The organism is Endozoicomonas arenosclerae (genome assembly GCF_001562015.1).
In the GTDB taxonomy this organism is placed as follows: Bacteria; Pseudomonadota; Gammaproteobacteria; order Pseudomonadales; family Endozoicomonadaceae; genus Endozoicomonas_A; species Endozoicomonas_A arenosclerae.
In genome coordinates, this window is the sequence record NZ_LASA01000047.1 from 1 (window position 1) to 541 (window position 541).

General features: G+C 50.5%; 2 protein-coding genes. One reads left to right on the top strand and one right to left on the bottom strand.

What is annotated here, in order from left to right; translation table 11 throughout:
- On the bottom strand, positions 1–160 hold a 160-nt coding region (locus WG89_RS32840; RefSeq protein WP_172806691.1), incomplete at its 3' end, for a transposase.
- On the opposite strand from WG89_RS32840, the gene WG89_RS03075 reads away from it, so the two are divergent.
- Positions 159–541: hypothetical protein (locus tag WG89_RS03075; RefSeq protein WP_216638425.1), on the top strand; the 383-nt coding region annotated here is incomplete at its 3' end. The genes WG89_RS32840 and WG89_RS03075 overlap by 2 nt on opposite strands.

The window sequence follows — 541 nt, forward strand, 5'->3', positions numbered from 1 at the left end:
CTTTACAAGAATATCTCTGTCTGTCAGGCTGTGAATCGTCCTTGCCTTGGCGGGTTATGTCTGAGCTGGCACAGTGTGGGCATTTCACCCCGTCAGGCCAGCGAATCTGGCGTATCTGTTCAAAGCACTTGGCGTTGTCGAGGAGGTCATAAAGTTTCATGACACTTTTGTACAAGAAAACGTCTTCTATTCATAGTCAAATAACTCGTCCTCAACCAGCTCCCCAGAATCCATTAAGAGCCTTCATCAAAACCCTGGAGGATGTAAGAAGCCTCCTTTCACAAGCAGACTGTCTGGAGCCCGGCTGGGACTCCAAGGACGAATGTTACCGTTGGATTGAGCTAACCCTCAGCCACTTCAAATACCGTTCCCTGAGCAAAGGAGACAAAGGCTTGATCCGCCGCTACCTGACCATTGGCAGTGGCTACTCGAGAGCCCAGGTGACTCGACTGATCAACCAGTACATCAGTAAAGGCAGCGTGAAGCGTCGCCAGTGTACGACAAGAGGCTTTCAGACTCGCTACACCAAAGCCGATATACG